The organism is Halolamina sp. C58 (genome assembly GCF_051195095.1).
In the GTDB taxonomy this organism is placed as follows: Archaea; Halobacteriota; Halobacteria; order Halobacteriales; family Haloferacaceae; genus Halolamina.
Genome location: NZ_JBNTJY010000001.1, coordinates 1,530,590 through 1,546,089 on the forward strand (window position 1 = coordinate 1,530,590; position 15,500 = coordinate 1,546,089).

The 15,500-nt window shown below is 69.4% G+C and carries 16 protein-coding genes and 1 tRNA gene; 10 read left to right on the forward strand and 7 right to left on the reverse strand.

The window, feature by feature from the left end; translation table 11 throughout:
• Positions 1-75: 75 nt before the first annotated feature.
• Both ACQUSM_RS07970 and ACQUSM_RS07975 read left to right on the forward strand, forming a co-directional pair.
• Entirely contained in the window at positions 76-1,290 is a 1,215-nt protein-coding gene (locus ACQUSM_RS07970) for an MFS transporter (RefSeq protein WP_435117497.1), read from the forward strand.
• Positions 1,291-1,326: 36 nt separating this feature from the next.
• A complete protein-coding gene (locus ACQUSM_RS07975) occupies positions 1,327-2,694 on the forward strand; it encodes a PQQ-dependent sugar dehydrogenase (RefSeq protein ID WP_435117499.1) in 1,368 nt (455 codons plus the stop codon).
• On the opposite strand, the gene ACQUSM_RS07980 is transcribed toward ACQUSM_RS07975, so the two are convergent.
• The gene (locus tag ACQUSM_RS07980) at positions 2,691-3,434 is read right to left on the reverse strand and encodes a DUF5781 family protein (protein ID WP_435117501.1); all 744 of its coding nucleotides are present in this window, start codon (positions 3,432-3,434) and stop codon (positions 2,691-2,693) included. The two genes, ACQUSM_RS07975 and ACQUSM_RS07980, sit on opposite strands and share 4 nt — an antisense overlap.
• 335 nt (positions 3,435-3,769) lie before the next feature.
• On the opposite strand from ACQUSM_RS07980, the gene ACQUSM_RS07985 reads away from it, so the two are divergent.
• The 6 genes from ACQUSM_RS07985 to ACQUSM_RS08010 all read left to right on the forward strand — a co-directional run bounded on the left by ACQUSM_RS07985 (position 3,770) and on the right by ACQUSM_RS08010 (position 9,498).
• Positions 3,770-5,959 (forward strand): elongation factor EF-2, encoded by a 2,190-nt coding sequence (locus ACQUSM_RS07985; RefSeq protein ID WP_435117503.1) that lies wholly within the window; start codon positions 3,770-3,772, stop codon positions 5,957-5,959.
• Between the two features lie 165 nt (positions 5,960-6,124).
• Positions 6,125-6,649: an amino acid-binding protein gene (locus tag ACQUSM_RS07990; protein ID WP_435117505.1), complete on the forward strand. Its 525-nt coding sequence runs from the start codon at positions 6,125-6,127 to the stop codon at positions 6,647-6,649.
• A complete protein-coding gene (locus ACQUSM_RS07995) occupies positions 6,646-7,602 on the forward strand; it encodes a homoserine dehydrogenase (RefSeq protein ID WP_435117507.1) in 957 nt (318 codons plus the stop codon). The genes ACQUSM_RS07990 and ACQUSM_RS07995 overlap by 4 nt, the downstream gene beginning before the upstream one ends.
• 126 nt (positions 7,603-7,728) lie before the next feature.
• Positions 7,729-8,997, forward strand: coding sequence for a translation elongation factor EF-1 subunit alpha (gene tuf / locus ACQUSM_RS08000; RefSeq protein ID WP_435117509.1), 1,269 nt, complete (start codon positions 7,729-7,731; stop codon positions 8,995-8,997).
• Complete coding sequence (rpsJ, locus tag ACQUSM_RS08005) at positions 8,998-9,312, forward strand: 30S ribosomal protein S10 (protein WP_053947221.1); 315 nt, start codon at positions 8,998-9,000, stop codon at positions 9,310-9,312.
• A gap of 114 nt (positions 9,313-9,426) precedes the next feature.
• A tRNA-Ala gene (locus tag ACQUSM_RS08010) sits at positions 9,427-9,498 on the forward strand.
• Positions 9,499-9,719: 221 nt separating this feature from the next.
• On the opposite strand, the gene ACQUSM_RS08015 is transcribed toward ACQUSM_RS08010, so the two are convergent.
• The 4 genes from ACQUSM_RS08015 to ACQUSM_RS08030 form a co-directional block, all read right to left on the reverse strand.
• The gene (locus ACQUSM_RS08015; RefSeq protein ID WP_435117512.1) at positions 9,720-10,451 is read right to left on the reverse strand and encodes a DUF7289 family protein; all 732 of its coding nucleotides are present in this window, start codon (positions 10,449-10,451) and stop codon (positions 9,720-9,722) included.
• A 39-nt stretch (positions 10,452-10,490) separates the two neighbouring features.
• Positions 10,491-10,703, reverse strand: a complete 213-nt coding sequence (locus ACQUSM_RS08020) for a hypothetical protein (protein ID WP_435117514.1) — start codon at positions 10,701-10,703, stop codon at positions 10,491-10,493.
• A 76-nt stretch (positions 10,704-10,779) separates the two neighbouring features.
• Entirely contained in the window at positions 10,780-12,087 is a 1,308-nt protein-coding gene (locus tag ACQUSM_RS08025) for a ribonuclease catalytic domain-containing protein (RefSeq protein WP_435117516.1), read from the reverse strand.
• A 67-nt stretch (positions 12,088-12,154) separates the two neighbouring features.
• Positions 12,155-12,949: a GIDE domain-containing protein gene (locus ACQUSM_RS08030; protein ID WP_435117518.1), complete on the reverse strand. Its 795-nt coding sequence runs from the start codon at positions 12,947-12,949 to the stop codon at positions 12,155-12,157.
• 91 nt (positions 12,950-13,040) lie between these two features.
• Between ACQUSM_RS08030 and ACQUSM_RS08035 the strand changes: the two genes are divergently transcribed.
• Both ACQUSM_RS08035 and ACQUSM_RS08040 read left to right on the forward strand, forming a co-directional pair.
• Positions 13,041-13,520, forward strand: coding sequence for an RNA-binding protein (locus tag ACQUSM_RS08035; protein ID WP_435117520.1), 480 nt, complete (start codon positions 13,041-13,043; stop codon positions 13,518-13,520).
• A gap of 63 nt (positions 13,521-13,583) precedes the next feature.
• Positions 13,584-13,838 carry a hypothetical protein gene (locus tag ACQUSM_RS08040; protein WP_435117522.1) on the forward strand — a complete coding sequence of 85 codons (255 nt, stop codon included), beginning with the start codon at positions 13,584-13,586 and terminating at the stop codon, positions 13,836-13,838.
• Here ACQUSM_RS08040 and ACQUSM_RS08045 read toward each other — a convergent pair whose 3' ends face one another.
• Both ACQUSM_RS08045 and ACQUSM_RS08050 read right to left on the reverse strand, forming a co-directional pair.
• Positions 13,839-14,333, reverse strand: coding sequence for a cupin domain-containing protein (locus tag ACQUSM_RS08045; RefSeq protein ID WP_435117524.1), 495 nt, complete (start codon positions 14,331-14,333; stop codon positions 13,839-13,841).
• A gap of 41 nt (positions 14,334-14,374) precedes the next feature.
• Entirely contained in the window at positions 14,375-15,460 is a 1,086-nt protein-coding gene (locus ACQUSM_RS08050) for a molybdopterin-dependent oxidoreductase (RefSeq protein ID WP_435117526.1), read from the reverse strand.
• Positions 15,461-15,500: the final 40 nt, after the last annotated feature.

Below are 15,500 nucleotides of genomic sequence, written 5' to 3' on the forward strand. Positions count from 1 at the left end.
TTTTCCCGTTTTTAGCAGGATACGAGCGACGGCTCTCGATGCGTTTTTGCGGAGTGGGAATCGAACCGCCGAGTCGTGCCCTCCAACGTCGTCCGGAAGTTCTACCTGCTGCAGGCGACCCGGTCGGTCGGGTTCATCGCCCCGATCTTCACGCTGTTCCTGCTCCGGGACCTCTCCTTCACCGTCGTCGGCTCCCTGAGCGCGCTGTCGGCCGCGGTCGTCGTGCTCGGCGAGGTGCCGACGGGGTACGTCGGGGATCGGCTGGGTCGGCGAGCGAGCATCGGCCTGAGTATCGGCCTGAAGGCGGCGTCGCTGCTCGGGTTCGTGTTCGTCCGGTCGCCCCTGGGGTACGCGGCGCTGTACGTCCCGTGGGCGCTGGGGCTGACGTTCGCGTCGGGCAGCATCGATGCGTGGCTGTACGACACGCTCAGCGAACGGCTCGACGCCGGCGAGTTCACCCGGATCCGCGGGCGCGGGGAGGCCGTGACGGCGTGGAGCTCGGTCGTCACCGCGATCGGCGGCGGGGCGCTGTACGGCGTCGATCCGACGTGGCCGTTCCTCGCGAGCGTCGGCGTGAACCTCCTCGGGCTGGCGGTGCTGACCTCGCTGCCGAAGAACCGCGCGTACCGCGGGGACGAGAGCAGCGGTCCGAGCGCGGCGGAGACGTTCGGCGTGCTCCGCCGGGCGGTCGCCCGCCCGTCGCTGCGGTCGTTCGCGCTGTACGTCGGCCTCTTCTTCGCCGTGGTGAGCGCGTCGACGACGTACGTGCAGCCGATCGCCGAGTCGCTGCTGGAGACGGCGATCCCCGGCGGGCTCCCGGTCGGGCTCTCGCTGGGGTTGCTGTACGCCGGCTTCAGCGGCGTCACCGCGGTCGCGAGCCAGCGGGCGGGATGGCTCGAGGATCGGCTGGGGGCGCGCCGGCTCCTGCTCGTCGTCCCCGTACTCACGAGCGGGCTGCTCGCACTCCCGCGACTGGTGCTGGTCGCCGCGCTCCCGATGTTCGTCGCCCAGCGCGCCTCGCGGGCGCTGCTGCTCCCGGTGGTCAACGCCCGCGTGAGCGAGGCCGTCGACGACGCCGGGCGGGCCACGGCTGTCTCCGCGGTGTCGATGCTCACCAGACTGTACAAGCTACCGCTGGCGGTCGGCGCTGGCGTGCTCGCGGACGCGCTGGGGGAGACCAGCGCCGTCGCCGTGCTCGGTGGGGTGTTCCTCCTCGTCGCCGCGGTATCGACGGTCACGCGGCCGCTCCGACTGCTCGACGGCGGAGCCGGACCGGGGGACGCAGCCTGACAGAAAGACTTTGGGCGGCGATGGCGACTATCGAACGTGGACCCCGATACGCTCTCCCGCCGAACGCTGCTTGCCCTCTCGGCCGTCGGACTGGCCGGCTGTAGCGCCCCGGACGACCCCAGCGACACCGACCCCGGGACCGACCCCTCCCCCGGCGGACCGACCGACTCCGGGGAGTACGACCCCAGCCTCGACCACGACGAGACCGCGTGGGACGGCTACGATCCGGAGTGGTCGGCGCCGACGAGCGCCGCCGAGACCGAACTGGAGACCGAGGTGCTCGCCGAACAGCTCGAGATCCCGTGGGACCTCTCCTTCACCGGGAACGGCGAGCTGTTCCTGACCGAGCGGACCGGGCAGGTGTTGCGCTACGCGGACGGCGAGATCAGCCTGTCGTTCGAACCCGCCGACGCGATCCCCGCCGGCTCCGTCGAACCCGGCAGCGACGAGGACAGTTGGTTCGTCGAAGGCGGGGAGGGCGGCACGATGGGCGTCGAAGTCCACCCGAACTACCCTGACGTGCCGCTGGTGTACGTCTACTACACCGCGACGACCGACGAGGAGCCCGTCGTCCGGCTGGCGGCGTTCGAGCCCGACAGCGAGAACCCGGGCGAGCCGGTCTCCGTGCTCGCGGAGTCGCCCGCTCGGGCCGGGACCAGAACGAACATCCACAACGGCGGCCGCCTGCGGTTCGGCCCCGCGAACTACCTCTGGGTGACGGCCGGCGATGCCGGCAACGGCGAACTCGCCGCCGACCCCGAGACCCTGGCGGGGAAGGTGCTCCGGATGACGCCGGACGGCGAGGGTGCGCCCGGGAACGAGAGCCCGGGCGACCCCCGGATCTTCACGATGGGCCACCGGAACGTTCAGGGGCTGAGCTGGCTGCCCGACGCGACGCCGGTCGCCGACGAGCACGGCCCCGGCCCCGACGAGGTGAACGTGCTGGAGGCCGGCGGCAACTACGGCTGGCCCGAGGCGCGCCGGCCCGACGAGTACGAGGGCACCGACTACCACCGGCCGGTCGCGAGTTCGGCGCTCGTGTCGGCGACGTGGGCGCCCTCCGGCTCCTCGTTCTACCGCGGCGACGCGGCGCCGACGCTGCAGAACCGGCTGCTCGTGGGCGCGCTGATCAATCAGCGGCTGAAGTCGTTCACGCTCACCCCCGCCGGCGAGGAGCTTCCCGAGCTGGGCGAGACGGGGAAGCGCCACGACGCCGACTGGCTCGACGACGAGTACACGGTGACCAGCCACGACCTGCTCGTGAACGAACTCGGGCGCATCCGCCACGTCGAGGAGGGGCCCGACGGCGCGCTGTACGCCATCACCTCCAACCGCGACGGCCGGGCGAACGAGCCGTTCCCCCGCGAGATCGACGACGTGCTGGTGCGGATCACCGAGGCCTAGTCCGCGCCCGCGCCGACGTAGCTCCGGGTCACGTCGACCAGCGCCTTGCGGTACTCGCTCTCGGAGGGGTCGTCGTCGAGCGATCGGAACGCCTCGGCGAACTCCTCGACGCCGACCTCCGGGGCGTCGTCCGCGGCCGCGTGTGCGAGGTCGTAGATCCGGTGGTCGGGATCGACGAGGTCGTGGCGCTCCACGAGCGCGAGTGCGAAGGCGGCGTTGACCGCCGTGATCTCCGGGTCCGACCCCGGCGTCGCGAGCTGCCAGCCCGACGGCGCCGCGGGCGGGCGGTCGGCGACGGCATCGGCCAGCCGGGACTCGAGGAACGTGACGAGCTTCCCGCCCGGCGCGACCGAGAGCGTGATGTCGTCGGCGTAGATGTCCTTCATGTGGTTGGCGAGCTGGTGGACGTGGGCCAGCTTGCGCTGTTCGACGCTCTTGCCCGCGAGCGCGAGGAAGATCGCCTCCCGCGTCGACTGGTGGTGGGAGGGGTGGTGCTGCTCGTACCGCGCCATGTGGGAGAGCTCGTGCAGCGCCAGCTCCCGCGCCATCGCGCTCGTCGCGGCCTGTCGGGAGATGTTGAGCACGTGTCGGTCCTCGTAGTGGCCGGCCCACGTGCGCTCGTCGGGGTCGTCGCGAACGCGGACGTGAACGGGGAGGTCGATCTCGCTCTCGGTCTCCAAGAGGTCTGCTGCGCCGAGAAACGGCTCCGCGGGGCCGTTGTCGGGGAGTCGTATATCCATGTGTAACTGTACCACGGGGTAGAGGGGGAAGACGGTTTCGGCAATGTGAGGCGGCGTCTGGCAGCCGCCGATGTCGGCAGTGTGAGGCGGCGTCTGTCAGCCGCCGATGTCGGCAGTGTGAGGCGGCGTCTGTCAGCCGCCGATGTCGGCAGTGTGAGGCGGCGTCTAGCAGCCGCCGATATCGTCGTGTAACGTGGCGTCTGACAGCCGCCGGTGATCGGGCACCAGTCGAGTGACAGAATCGCCCGCTGTGGCGGCCACAGAGGCGTGTGTCGGTGGCACACCCGCTACGTGAAACACTACCCTTTTGACCCCGCCACGGGTATCCCACCCCAATGGGCCGACGTAAGAAAATTGTCCAAGAATGTGAGCGGCTGATGGACACGCCGGAGAACATCCGGAACATCGCCATCGCCGCCCACGTCGACCACGGGAAGACGACGCTTTCGGACAACCTCCTCGCGGGTGCGGGGATGATCTCCGAGGGCACCGCCGGCGAGCAGCTGGCGATGGACACGAAGGAGGACGAACAGGAGCGTGGGATCACCATCGACGCGGCGAACGTCTCGATGACCCACGAGTACGAGGGCACCAACCACCTCATCAACCTGATCGACACGCCGGGCCACGTCGACTTCGGTGGCGACGTGACCCGAGCGATGCGTGCCGTCGACGGCGCGCTCGTCGTCGTGGACGCCGTCGAGGGCGCGATGCCCCAGACGGAGACGGTGCTGCGACAGGCGCTGCGGGAGGGCGTGAAGCCGACCCTGTTCATCAACAAGGTCGACCGCCTGATCTCCGAGCTGCAGGAGGGCGAGGAGGAGATGCAGGAGCGTCTCCTCGGCGTCATCGCCGACGTGAACGAGCTGATCCGCGGGATGATCGAGGAGATGGACGACATCGACGACGACTGGACCGTCTCCGTCGAGGACGGCACCGTCGGCTTCGGCTCCGCGCTGTACAAGTGGGGCGTCTCGATGCCGTCGATGCAGCGTACCGGCATCTCCTTCGAGGACATCATCGAGATGGAGCGTAACGACAAGCGCGACGAGCTCCACGAGCGCTCGCCGCTGTCGGACGTGGTGCTCGACATGGTCTGTGAGCACTTCCCCAACCCTGTCGACGCCCAGCCCCGTCGTGTCCCGCGCATCTGGCGCGGCGACTCCGAGTCCGAGCTGGCCGAGGACATGCGGCTGGTCAACGAGGACGGCGACGTGGTGTTCATGGTGACCGACATCTCGATGGACCCCCACGCCGGCGAGATCGCGACGGGTCGTGTGTTCTCCGGCACGCTGGAGAAGGGACAGGACCTGTTCGTCTCCGGCACCGCGGGCAAGAACCGGATCCAGTCCGTCGGGCTGTTCATGGGGAGCGAACGCGAGGAAGTGGATCGCGTCCCCGCGGGGAACATCGCCTCCGTCACGGGGCTGCGCGACGCTATCGCCGGCTCGACGGTCTCCTCCACGGAGATGACGCCGTTCGAGTCGATCGAGCACATCTCGGAGCCGGTGATCACGAAGTCCGTCGAGGCCCAGACCATGGACGACCTGCCGAAGCTGATCGAGACGCTCCAGCAGGTCGCCAAGGAGGACCCGACGATCCAGATCGAGATCAACGAGGACACCGGCGAGCACCTGATCAGCGGGCAGGGCGAGCTCCACCTCGAAGTGATCACCCAGCGTATCGAGAAGGAGCAGGGCATCCCGGTCAACACGGGCGAACCGATCGTCGTGTTCCGCGAGCAGCCCCAGCAGGACTCCCGGGAGGTCGAGGGCGTCTCGCCCAACCGCCACAACAAGTTCTACATCTCCATCCACCCGATGGATCAGGACATCGTCGACGCGATCCAGCTCGGCGAGGTCTCCATGGACATGCCCGAACTGGAGCGCCGTGAGGCGCTGCAGGACGCCGGCATGGACAAGGACACGTCCCAGAACGTGGAGCACATCCACGGGACGAACATCCTCATCGACGACACGAAGGGGATCCAGCACCTGAACGAGACGATGGAGCTGGTGGTCGAGGGGCTGCAGGAGGCCCTCGACGACGGCCCGCTGGCGGCCGAGCCCGTGCAGGGGACGCTGCTGCGCCTGCACGACGCCCGCCTCCACGAGGACACCATCCACCGCGGTCCCGCACAGGTCATCCCCGCCGTCCGCGAGGCGGTCCACCGCGCGCTGATCGACGGCGAGATCCGACTGCTGGAGCCGATCCAGAACGTCCGGATCGACGTGCCTAGCGAGCACATGGGCGCCGCCTCCGGCGAGATTCAGGGTCGCCGTGGCCGCGTCGACGACATGTATCAGGAGGGCGGCCTGATGGTCGTCGAGGGCGTCGCGCCCGTCGAGGAGATGATCGGCTTCTCCAGCGACATCCGGAGCGCGACCGAGGGTCGTGCGTCCTGGAACACCGAGAACGCCGGCTTCCGCGTGATGGCCGACAACCTCCAGCGCGAGCAGATCATGGAGATCCGCGAGCGCAAGGGGATGAAGCTCGAACTCCCCGAGTCGGTCGACTACATCTAACTCGGCTCGACCGCCTGCGGTTCTCTTCGCTCTTTTCGAACCCTCCAGCGACAGCGCCGTCTCGGGGTGGCGCGGTTGCCACACCCCGAGAAGGCTTATGTCCACCCCGGCGCTCCGTCCGTCCGTGTTCCGTCCACAGTCGATCGCCGGGGGTGTCGTACCACGATGAGCCGCGCCGACGGGGTGACGACACACACGCTCCGGCTCGAGCTCGACGACGAGCCGGGCGAGCTCGCGGCCGCGCTCGAACCCATCGCCGAACACGGGGGAAACCTCCTCTCGGTGTTCCACGAGCGCGGGAGTCGCACACCCGGCGGGCGCATCCCGGTCGAGGTGGCGCTGGACTGCCCGGCCGAGCGGTTCGACGACGTGATCGAGGGGCTCCGTGACCGCGGGGTGACCGTCGTCGCGGCCGACGAGGAGTACTACGGCGAGGCGTTCCGCGTGCTGCTGACCGGCCACCTGGTCGACACGGACCTCTCGGAGACGCTGCGGGAGATCGAGAGCGCGTCGACGGTCGCCGTCGAGGAGCTCTCGCTGTCGGCGCCCGACGGCGTCGAGTCGGTGTCGAGCGCGTACCTGCGGCTGGGCGCCCGCTCGGGCGAGCGCGGCGCCGCGCTGGAGCAGGTGCGGGAGATCGCCGACCGCAAGGGACTGACGGTCGTCGAGCCGCTGGAGGCGAGCGCATGAGGCTGGCGATCGTCGGCGTCGGTGCGGTCGGCCGGTCGGTCGCGGAGCTGGCCGGCGAGCACGGCCACGAGATCGTCGGGATCGCGGACTCGACCGGCGCGGCGCTGGGCGATCCGCTGGACGTGGCCGCGGCGCTCGACCGCAAGTCCGAGACAGGAACGGTCGGCCGCGAGCCACACGAGGCGCTGCTGCAGGCCGACTACGACGTACTGGTCGAAGCGACGCCGACGACGTTGGGCGACGCCGAACCCGGCTTCTCCAACGCCGTTACGGCGCTCGAACGGGACCGGCACGTCGTGCTCGCGAACAAGGGTCCCGTCGCCGAGCGCTACGACGAGCTCCGTGCCGTCGCCCGGGAGAGCGATGGGCGGCTCCGCTTCGAGGCGACCGTCGGGGGCGCCATCCCCGCCGTGCGGACCGTCGAGGACTTCGGCCCGCGCCACATCGAGCGCGTCCGGGGCGTGCTCAACGGCACCGCGAACTTCGTGCTCTCCCGGATGGCCGCGGAGGGGCTGAGCTACGATCACGTGCTCTCGGAGGCCCAGGACCTCGGCGTCGCGGAGGCGGACCCGACGTTCGACGTCGACGGCACCGACGCCGCACTGAAGGGGGTGATCGTCGCGAACGTGCTCCGGGAGGCTCGGGGGCGTGACGCGCTCACTCTCGACGACGCGTCGGTGAGCGGGATCCAAGACCTCCCCGTGAGTGCGCTCTCGCTGGCCGGCGAGGACGGCCGGACCGTTCGGCTGATCGCCGAGGCGACGCCGGACGGCGTCCGGGTCGGGCCGCGGTTAGTGCCCGAAAACGGGACGCTCGCGGTGACCGGCACCCAGAACATCGTCCAGATCGAAACCGGCCACGCCGGGCGGCTGAACATCTCGGGACACGGCGCCGGCGGGCCCGAGACGGCGTCGGCAGTGCTGTCCGACGTGGGGCGACTCCCCCCGCGCTGAGACCAGAACCACGGTACAGTGGCACAAACCGCCGTACACGGCCGGATTCCGGCCGGGCGTATCGAAATGGTTTTACGGCGTTCTGCCGAACGTTTCCCCACAGCGCCTTTAGCGCGTGAATCCACCATGAGCGAAGACAAACCGCACCAGAACTTGGCCATTATCGGCCACGTCGACCACGGGAAGAGTACGCTCGTGGGCCGGCTCCTCTACGAGACAGGGAGCGTCCCCGAGCACGTCATCGAGCAGCACAAAGAGGAAGCCGAGGAGAAGGGCAAGGGCGGCTTCGAGTTCGCCTACGTCATGGACAACCTCGCCGAGGAGCGAGAGCGAGGCGTCACCATCGACATCGCCCACCAGGAGTTCGACACCGACGACTACTACTTCACCATCGTCGACTGTCCGGGCCACCGTGACTTCGTGAAGAACATGATCACGGGCGCCTCGCAGGCCGACAACGCGGTGCTCGTCGTCGCGGCCGACGACGGCGTCGCGCCCCAGACCCGAGAGCACGTGTTCCTGGCCCGCACGCTGGGTATCAACGAGCTCATCATCGGCGTCAACAAGATGGACCTCGTCGACTACAGCGAGGACTCCTACAAGGAGGTCATCGGTGAGGTCGAGGACCTGCTGAACCAGGTCCAGTTCGCAACCGACGACACGACATTCATCCCGATCTCGGCGTTCGAGGGCGACAACGTCTCCGAGGCCTCGGAGAACACCGCCTGGTACGACGGCCCGACGCTGCTGGAGGCCCTCAACAACCTCCCGGAGCCGGAGCCGCCGACGGACGCGCCGCTGCGTCTGCCGATCCAGGACGTCTACACCATCTCCGGCATCGGGACCGTCCCGGTCGGACGGATCGAGACGGGGACGCTCAACACGGGCGACAACGTCTCCTTCCAGCCCAGCGACGTGGGCGGCGAGGTGAAGACGATCGAGATGCACCACGAGGAGGTGCCCAGCGCCGAGCCCGGTGACAACGTCGGGTTCAACGTGCGCGGCATCGGCAAGGACGACATCCGCCGTGGCGACGTGTGTGGCCCGGCCGACGACCCGCCCAGCGTCGCGGAGACGTTCCAGGCGCAGGTCGTCGTCATGCAGCACCCGAGCGTGATCACCGCCGGCTACACGCCGGTGTTCCACGCCCACACCGCACAGGTCGCGTGTACGATCGAGTCGATCGACCAGAAGATCGACCCGTCGACCGGCGAGGTCGCCGAGGAGGACCCGGACTTCATCAAGTCCGGCGACGCCGCGGTCGTCACCGTCCGACCCCAGAAGCCGCTCTCGATCGAGCCGTCGAGCGAGATCCCGGAGCTGGGGAGCTTCGCCATCCGCGACATGGGTCAGACCATCGCGGCCGGCAAGGTCCTGAGCGTCGAAGAGCGATAGATGCCCGAGCAACAGGCCCGCGTCCGTCTGACGGGTACGAGCCCCGAGGACCTGGACGACATCTGTGACGACGTCCGCGAGATCGCGGAGAAGACGGGCGTCTCGCTGTCCGGCCCCATCCCGCTCCCGACGACGGAGCTCAACGTGCCCTCGCGGAAGTCCCCCGACGGCGAGGGGACCGCCACGTGGGAGCACTGGGAGATGCGGGTCCACAAGCGGCTGATCGACATCGACGCGGACGAGCGCGCGCTCCGCCAGCTGATGCGGATTCAGGTCCCGAACGACGTCTCGATCGAGATCGTCCTCGAGGACTGAGCGGCTTTCCGTTCTCCCCGTTTTCTCACGCCGGCAAGCGACGGCTGTGTCGACGCCGCGGGGTCGACGAGGAAGCGCAACGTTCAAACCGCTCCCCCGCCTCGATTCGACTGCGGGCTCGTAGATCAGTGGTAGATCGCTTCCTTCGCAAGGAAGAGGCCCTGGGTTCAAATCCCAGCGAGTCCATCGGAGCGACCGAGTTCTACGAGGGAGCGAGAATGGGCGAGCGGATTTGAACCCCTATCAGTCGCAGCCCGCACAGGTGAGCGAAGCGAACCGAGCAGGACCGTCTGATTCCGGTTCAAATCCCAGCGAGTCCACTTCTTCACTCCCTCACTGAGAGTTCGCTCACTACTCCTCCCGATAGTCCGTCTCAGTCGAGCGACGGCAGAAGTTCGGCCCCCGCCTCAGCCGAACGTGACTTCGATCGTGAAGCGGACCACTTGGACGCGATCGAGGTTCTCGATCGAGCAGGCGAGGCGGTCGTCGTCGAGGCGTGAGCAGTTCATCCCCTCGTCCTCGAGATACCCCTCCCACGCGTCGGTCGCCGGGCTCGTGACGTTGAGTTCGAACCGATCGACCGCCTCACGGTCGAGTTCCACGGTGCGGTCGTTCCGTACCGACCGGACCAACACGGTGCGCGACCCGGCGATGCTGCGCTGTTCGACGACGAGCTCCACCACCGGGAGGATCACCCGTCGATCGGAGATCACGAAGTTGGGGTCGACGAGCATCACCGAGCCGTCGGACTGGACTCGCGTCACCGCGCCGGCGGCGTAGCGGATCTGGGTCCCCTCGGCCTCGTACACGATCGAGCCGAGGCTGTCGTTCCCCGTCGAGAAGTTCGACGCCCCCCAGTCCGCCGAGATGTTCAGTATCGTCGGCTCCCCCCGGCCGAGGCTGGCCTCGGCGAGTCGGATCTCCGTGCCGCGGCTGGGGGCGCCGCGGGCGGTGATGTCCTCGATGTTGTTCGCGAGGACGTCGAACGCCCGCTGGGCGTTGTTGACGCGTTCGGCGTCGCGCACGTCCTGCAGGCCGCCGTAGCCGACGGTGAGGACGGTGCCGACGGTGAGCAGCACGAGCGAGAACACGAGCACGAAGCCGACGGTCTCGCTCACCCCGCGGCGGTCACGGATCACGCTCGAACCAGGGTCAGCGTCGGCATAAGCGTTCGGCAGTCAGGCGTCGTCCTCGAGCAGCCCCTCCTCCTCGACGACGATGTTCTGGAACTGCTCGGCGACGCCCGGATCGACCTGGGCCACGTCGTCGCCGTCGTGCACCGCGTCGTTGTGGCTCTCGATCCGATCCTCGAGATCCGAGAAGGGGACGCGAGTGGTGGTCTCACACTCGGGGCAGTGGATCGGCACCTGCGGGCCGTCGTCGTCGCTCATACTCGGTCGTCGGCAGCCGCGACTATAAGCGTCCGGGTGGTTCCCGCCGAAACGGACTGCACGGCGGTTCGCCGCCCTACACGTCGTGGTCGGCGTCCTCGGCGTCGACGACCTCGACCCCGCGGTTGTTCACCGCGTGCGGATCCAGTCCCTGCTCCTGCATGAACTGCTTGTACAGGCGTTCGGCCGTCTCGCCGTCCTTCTGCTTGTCCGAAGCGCGGTCACAGAGCTCCACGAGATCCTCGGGCACCTCGTTGGTGTGGACGATCCAGTGGTTGATCAGGTCCGACAGCCGCCGGATGGGCGAGGTGAAGTGGCCGTAGATGTCGAAGTTGAGCGCGTGGTGGCCGCCGAAGGGGTCGTTCATGTACTTCGCGCGGGGCATCACCTTCAGCACGGCGCGCTGGATCTTGTCCAGCGAGCGCCCGGGCGACTCCTCCAGCGCGGCGTTGACCGCCTTCCGCGGGTCGTCGCCGAACGCCTCGCCCGGGATGGAGACGCCGTCGAGCTCCTGAATCTCCTTCAGCGCCTCGTTCCACTGGTCCGGGGTGGGCTGGGGGTGGACGCGGTACATCGCCTCGACGCCGCGATCCCACATCAGCGTGTGCGTGACCGCCTTGTTCGCCTTCAGCATACACTCCTCGATCATCGTGTGCGCCCGGTCCCGCCGGGGGTTGAGCACGAGCGAGCCGTCCGCCTTGCGCTGCTCGTGCATGCGGTCCGCGAGCTCGAACGCCAGCGTGTTCTCCTCGTGCAGCGGCGCGTCCTCGTCGTCGAGGCGGTGCTCACACTGCGTGTAGGTGAGGCGCTCGTCGGAGTTGATCACCGACTTGTAGATCTCGATCTCCTCGAAGGAGAGCTCCTCCTTGTCGAGATGCATCTCGACGGTGTGGGCGAGTCGGTCCTCCTCGGGGACGAGGGAGCAGACCGTCTCCGCCAGCGCCGGCGGGAGCATGTGGGTCGTGTACCCCGGGAGGTAGACGGTGTTGCAGCGCTCGACGGCCTCCTCCCACATCAGCGAGTCCGGGTGGACGTAGTGGCTCACGTCGGCGATGTGGACGTAGAGCACGTACTCGTCGTCGTGCTCTTTCACGGAGAGCGCGTCGTCGAAGTCCTGTGCGTCCGCGGGGTCGGTGGTCCACGCGGTCAGATCGCGGAGGTCCTCCCGATCGTCGAGTTCGTCCTGAATCTCCTGTTCGACGTTCTCGATGCGTCGCTCGGCCTCGCGCATCACCGCGGGGGGGAACTCGTCGCGGAGGTCGAACTCCTCGAACAGCTCCTCGCGTTTCTCGGCCAGCGCCTCGTCGAGGGCCTCGGAGATCAGCACGGGGCCCTGCCCCTCGGCGGTGCCGGCCGCGGCCTGGGCGTCGTCAGTTTCGCTCATGGTTCCCGTTGGCGGAGCCGGCAGGTAGGCGTTTCGGGGCGCGAGCCGTGTTCCGCGATGCGCGGGGTCAGAGCAGACCGAAGAAGCCGGCGTACGCCAGCCCGCCACCCGCGACCAGCGCCAGCGAGAGCAGTACTGCGGCGGGGCTGCCGACGAGGAGGCGTCGGGCGAGCGTCCGGCGGTCGGCGTCGGCCAGCAGGAACGGCCGACCGCTGTCGATCGTCGCCTGCACGGCGCCGACGGCGCCGCGGGCGTCCCGGGCGGCGCCACAGACCAGCACCTCGTCGCCGGGCTCTAGCCGGCGCTCGACGTAGCGTCGGTCGGTCCCGACGCCCCAGTCGACGATGCCGAGGTTCAGGCTCACGTCCTCGTCGTCGATATCCTCGTTAGCGTCGATGTATCGTCGGATCCGTTCCGGCGGCGTGTCGCCGCCTTTCACGCCGATCACCGTGTCCGGTTCGAGCCGGAACGTCGCACCGCTCGGGTCGACACGGACCTGCCCGCTCCCGTCATCGAGCAGGAACGAGTTGGCGACGGCGCCGCCGTCGATCGGCTCGAAGCTGGTCGGGCGCCACAGCGTGAAGCCGAACAGCCACCACAGCGCAGAGGACTCCTCCTCCAGCACTTGGTACGCCATCGCGACTGCCGGGTGTCCCGAAAAGGGGGCCTCAACGGTCCCGCCGTCCTCGGTCTCGACGACCGTCCCGGTGAAGCAGGCGCTGTCGGGGCGGTCGCTCAGTAGGTCCGAGACAGGGCGGTCGGGCGTCCGCAGGAGCCGGAGGCCGGTCAGCGGGGCGGGCGCGGCGCCGAGCCAGACGAGGACGCCGACGAGGAGGAAGGCGGCGGGCCAGAGCGGAGGCATCCCCTCGACGGTCGGCGCCCCCGGGCAAAAGCGGTTCGACGGCGCGGTTCGGAGCGGGCGATTTATCCCCCGAGACGGTCCACAGGCGGGTATGGAGATCAGCTCCCGCCACCATCTGCGCAGCGACGCCGTGGCCGAGATCGAGGACGCGCTCAGCGAGGGGCTGGGCGTCGAACTGGACGCCGACACCTACGAGCTGGTGGAGCTGGAGGACACCGAGTTCGACGTGGTGCTGGTCGACGGCGACCCGGACGTGCTGTACTACGACGGCGAACCGTTCCTCTCGGTCCGCGGTGCCAACGCTCACCCGCCCGAGGAGGGCGTCGTCACCGTCGACGCCGGTGCGGTGTCGTTCGTGAGCAACGGCGCCGACGTGATGCGGCCGGGGATCACCGAGGCCGACGGGACGATCGAGGAGGGCGACCTCGTCGTGATCGTCGAGGAGAGCCACGGCAAGGCGCTGGCGGTCGGCCGCGCGCTGGTCGCCGGCGAGGAGATGGTCGGCGAGAGCGGGAAGGTGATCGAGTCGCTCCACCACGTCGGCGACGACGTGTACGAGTTCTCGGTGTGAGCGGGACATCGGTTCCGTCGCCGGAACACAGTCCCTTTGAGCGCTCGCCGCGTCGGTCCGCGTATGAGTGAACAGCCCGGCACCGAGGGAGACACCGAACGGAGCTACCGGCTCGACCGGCTGGCGGGGTTCTCGGTGATCGGCGCGTTCGTGTTCTCGCTGGCGCTGCTGTTCGTCGGCGAGCCGCTGTTCTGGGTGCCGTTCCTGCTGGGACTCGGGATCGGGCTCCCCGGCTTCGCGATCCTCGCCGACCGCGAGCGCGATCGCGACGGCGAGAGCGGGCCCGCGACGGCCGACGAAGCCGCGGACGACGAGTAGTCAGGGCACCTCGCCGGGCATCGAGCCGCGGTACCAGCGACCGGTCTCGGTCCCACACTGCGTACAGTGGGCCGCGATCGCGTCGTCGTCGTCCGCGCGGCCGAGCTCGTTGTCGGTCTCCGCCTCACACGCGGGACAGTCGCGCAGCGTCACCGACTCGCCGTACTCAAGCGGTGCGCCCATCGCGATCGCGACGACGCGCTCGTCGCCGCGGTTCCAGCCGCGCTGGAGCTCCTCGCGACCGAACCGGACTGCCTCGCCGGGGCCGACTTCGACATCGCCCGACTCGGTCTCGAACGTCGCCGTCCCCTCGATCACGTAGAACACCTCCTCCTGGATCTCGTGGCTGTGGTAGGCGTACGCGAAGGAGTCGCCGGGTTCGAGCTCGTAGTAGTTCATCGCGAGATCCGTCAGCCCGAGCGGCTCCGTGAGCCCCCGCACCACCGCGGCGGGGCCGATCCGGCCGTCCACGTCGTCGACTGCGATGCGCTCCATACCCGGATGGTGGACCGAACAGGCAAAAAGCCGCGCCGCGGTCAGTCGAAGCCGCTCACGAGCGTCACCGCCCACTGCGCCGGGTCGGGGTCGCGTCGGAGTTCGACGCGTTCGACCCACTTGACCCACTGGAACCCCCGGCGCCCGGGCGCGACCAGCCGCGCGGGGCCGCCGTGGCCGTGGCCGAGCGGTGAGCCGTCGATGGCGGTCGAGAGCAGCGCCTCCCGGGCCTCCGCGATCGGGAGGCTCCAGCGGTAGCCCGTGACGCTGACGAACCGGACCCAGCGCGCGTCCGCGGCCTCGGCGTCGACGCCCGCTTGGTCGAGCAGGTCGCCGACGCGGATTCCCTGCCAGTTCTGGACCGTGTACCAGCCGCTCGTGCAGTCGAGCGTCGCGCGGCGCTCGTCGCCGGCGGCGGCGAGCAGCTCGTCGTACCCCAGTTCGCTCCCCTCACTGTCCAGCCCGGCGACCGTGAGCGACCAGTCCGAGCGGTCGATCGGGTCGGGATCGTCGGCGACCCACGAGGTGACGGGGAACGAGCCGCCTTCGGTCTCGGTGTCGTACAGCTCGCCGGTCGGCTTCGAACCGGTGTCGCGGATCGTCCCCCCGAGCGCGGCGACGGCCTCGCTGAGGCGCCACGCGATCGTGCCGGCGACGAGCAGGCCGCCGAGCCGGAGCGCGCTGCGCCGCGAAGCGTCGGTTCTGGAGGGGAGCCGCAGCCGCGCGCGGAGGTGGACGAGCAGGATCGGGATCGCGAGCAGCCCCAGCCCGACGTGGGCGTTGAGGGTGGTCCACGGCCCGATCGGGACGTTCCCACCAAGCCCCCAGAACGCCCCGGAGACGAGTGCGGCGACGGCGACGACGCCGAGGAGGATCGAGATCGGCGTCGCGCGATCCCACGCTCGGCGGTCGAGCACGCGCTTGGCGACGCGAGCGAACTTGAACACGAGCAGCCCGGCGAGCGTGAGGCCGACGATCCCGTGGAGGTCGACCAGCAGCGCGGGCGGGAGCCAGCCGGTCCACGCGAGCAGCCCCGTCGCGACGGCGCTCGCGACGGCGACGAGGATCGCCCAGTCCACCGCTCGCGGCGGCGGCGCGAGGCGGCGCAGGCGGCTGGAACCGCGCATGCCCGTGGGTTGGGTTCCCACGGGCAAGAGTGCGTCGCGG